Raw genomic sequence first — 3,137 nt, forward strand, 5'->3', positions numbered from 1 at the left:
GCGTTGCTCGACCCGAGCGCGGAGCCGTGGACGGGTGACGCGGACGTGGACGGCGGTGTGGGTTCGGACTTCGGCACCGGTGCGGGTGGTGAGGGTCTGGATCTGCCGGGCGCGGGTGGTGTGCAGGGCTTCGGTGACGGCCTCGGTACGGGCGGCGACGGCCAGTTGGCCGGGGGCGGCGGTATGCCGATGTCGCCGGGTATGGGCGGCATGGGCGGTGGTGCGGGTCAGCCGAATGGTTCGGGTGAGCGTTCGGACGCGTCGGCGTTGCTCGATCCGAGCGCGGAGCCGTGGACGGGTGACGCGGACGTGGACGGCGGTGTGGGTTCGGACTTCGGCACCGGCTCGGGTGGCGAGGGTCTGGATCTGCCGGGCGCCGACGGGGTGCAGGGCTTCGGCGGCGGCCTCGGTACGGACGGCGAGGCCGTCGGAGCGGGTGGCGGCATGCCGATGATGCCGGGCATGGGTGGCATGGGTGGAGGTGCCGGTCAGCCCAATGGTTCTGGTGAGCGTTCGGACGCGTCGGCGCTGCTCGACCCGAGCGCGGAGCCGTGGACCGGTGACGCTGAGGGCGACGACGAGGTCGGTTCGCAGGACGGTACGGCGCCCGGCGCGGACGCCGCGTTCGGGCCGGAGGCCGAGGGGGGCGTCACGGCCGGCGCGGGCGGCGAGGGCGCCCCGTTCATGCCGGGCATGGGCATGGGCGCAGGTGCACCGGGCGGCCCCGGCGGCGACTCCGGCGAGCGGTCCGAGGCCTCGGCGCTGCTGGAGCCGGACGCCGGCCCGTGGAGCGACACGCAGGGCGAGGGGGAACTCGCCACCGCCGGCGCGTCGGCGGGCGGCGAGGGACTGACCGCGAGCGCGAGCGCGGGCCCGGATGCGGGTACCGGCAGCGGTACGGCCGGCGACGCCGGTACCGCCACGGGAACGGGCCCGGCCGCGGGCGCCGATCAGGGCATCGGTACGGGTGCGGCGGCGGTCGCGGGCGTGACGGCCGCGGCGGGCGTCGCGGCGGTCGCGGCGGCAGCGGGCGCCGGGTCCGGCTCGGGAGTCGGGGCCGACGGCTCCACGGCTGCGGGTGCCGCCGGTGCGCGTGGCGCGACGGCCGGTACGCGGCTCGGTACGGGTGCGGCGGGCGTTGGGCGTACGCCGGGTGCCGTGAGTACGCCGGGCGCCGTGAGTGCGCCGGGTTCCGCGGGCGCGCCCGTCGCGCCGCGTACGCCGGTCGCCGGCCAGGTGCCGGGCGCGGCGGGAGGCGTGGCGCACGCCGCCGCGCCCCACGAACCGGTGGCCCCGTACGGCGGCGACGAGTCCGAGTGGACGTCGGAGCTCGGGCTCCCGGACGCGCCCGTCGGGCCCGCCACGCCCGCCGGCGCCGACGCCGGGCCGTCCGCCGCGGCGCTCTCCGGCACGGCCGCGGCGATGACCGCCGCCGGCACGGTTCCGGGCGCGGGCGCGGGTACGGGCGGGGGCGTGAGTACGGGCACGGGTGCAGGCGCGGGCGTGCAGCCCGGATCGGGCGCGACCTCGGCCTCCGGCCCGGCCTCGGCCTCCGGCCCGGCCTCGGCCTCCGGCCCGGCCTCGGCCTCCGGCCCGGCCTCGGGCGGCCCGGCCTCGGGCGGCTCGGCTTCGGGCCCGGCCTCGGGCTCGGGCTCCGGCTCCGTCGGCGGAGGGGCGGCCCGTACGGCGGGCAGCGGTTCCGCGGCCCCGGGGCGCGGCGCGCAGCCGGGCGCGGGCTCCGGCGGAGACACCGGCGAGGGCCCTGAGGGGCAGGCGCACCACGAGAGCCACCGGCCCGACGGCCTGGTCCTCGTCGGGATGCCCGTCGGTCTTCCCGGCCGCGACGAGGACAAGGACAAGGACAGGGCCGACGGCGACGGGAAGGGCCGAACGGCCACGGACGGGGGCGACGACGACCCGCCCACGCCCGACGGCCCCGAGGCGCCCGACGACTTCGACGCCGAACTCGCCGACGACCCCGACGACCCCGACGGGAACGGTCCCGGCGGTGACCCCTACGGGGAAGGACCCGGCGACCGGGTCGCCGTCCTGCGCCCCTCCGACGACGAGGTGCTGGAGGAGGACACCGCAGCGTGGGACGCGGGTGGCGAGGACTTCACCCCGCTGCTCTGGGCCGTCCCGGGCGACGACGAGTCCGCCGCGCGCCCCGCCGGCTACGCGACGGCGGACGAGGGCACCTGGGGCGAGTCGCCGGCCCCGGCCCCGGCTGCCGCCGTGGTGGACGAGGACGAGCCCGCGCTGGCCACGTGGAAGCCGAGCCGCGCCGCCCAGGGGAGCGGGCAGGGCGCCTCCGGCTCCGCCAACGGCGGCGCCAGGACGACCGGTTCGTCGACGATCAGCGCGCAGGTGTACCGCTCGTCCGGCGCGGTCGACATCCCGGAGACGGAGACCGAGGAAGAACCGCAGGAGCCCGCCGCGCCCGGCAGGGGCAGGGCCGACGGCGACAAGGCCAAGGGCAGGGCCAGGGGCAAGGGCAAGGACAGCGAGAAGGACGACGAGGAGGAGCCCGAGAGCGGCATCGCCGACCTCCTCGTCCAGGACGAGGGCACCTGGGGCGCGCCGCCCCCGGACATGGGAGTCATCGGATGACATCGCCGTACGACGAGCAGATCGAGGATCTTCTCCAGCAGTACCGCACTCAGCGCGAGGAGGCCGTCGAGACGCGTCGCCGCATCAACGAGATCACCGGCACCGCGACCGCGCCCCGCCAGGTGGTCAAGGTGACGGTGGGCTCGCAGGGCGACGTCACCGCGATCGAGTTCCCGACCGGCACCTACCGCAGGCTGCCGCCCAAGGAGCTGGCGGACACCCTCCTCACGACGATCCAGCAGGCCAGGGCGGACGCGCTGGAGAAGGTCGGCGACCTGATGGCGGGGCAGCTGCCGCCCGGTGTCACGATGGGCGGGCTGCTGCGGGGCGAGGTCGATCCGACGCTGATGCTGGCGGAGGACCCGACGATGCCCGACTCCGTGAGGGAATACGTCGACCACGGCGTCAACGGAGCCGGCCCCGCGGGCGGCCGCCCGGACGGCGCGGGACCCGGGAGGGCCGGATGACACGAGTGGTGCGGGCGGCGCACACGGTACGGGTGACGCAGGCGAGCCGAGGAGGCTTCG

The 3,137-nt window shown here is 77.6% G+C and carries 2 protein-coding genes; both read left to right on the top strand.

The features are described from left to right. Positions 1 to 2,610, top strand: a 2,610-nt coding sequence (locus LCE31_RS08895) for a hypothetical protein (protein ID WP_374118442.1), incomplete at its 5' end; no start/stop codon positions are given. After that, positions 2,607 to 3,077 (top strand): YbaB/EbfC family nucleoid-associated protein, encoded by a 471-nt coding sequence (locus LCE31_RS08900; RefSeq protein ID WP_225013477.1) that lies wholly within the window; start codon positions 2,607 to 2,609, stop codon positions 3,075 to 3,077. The genes LCE31_RS08895 and LCE31_RS08900, both read left to right, overlap by 4 nt. The last annotated feature ends 60 nt before the right edge of the window (positions 3,078 to 3,137 follow it).

Origin of the sequence: Streptomyces sp. 8L, from assembly GCF_020176795.1 — a bacterium.
Lineage (GTDB): Bacteria > Actinomycetota > Actinomycetes > Streptomycetales > Streptomycetaceae > Streptomyces.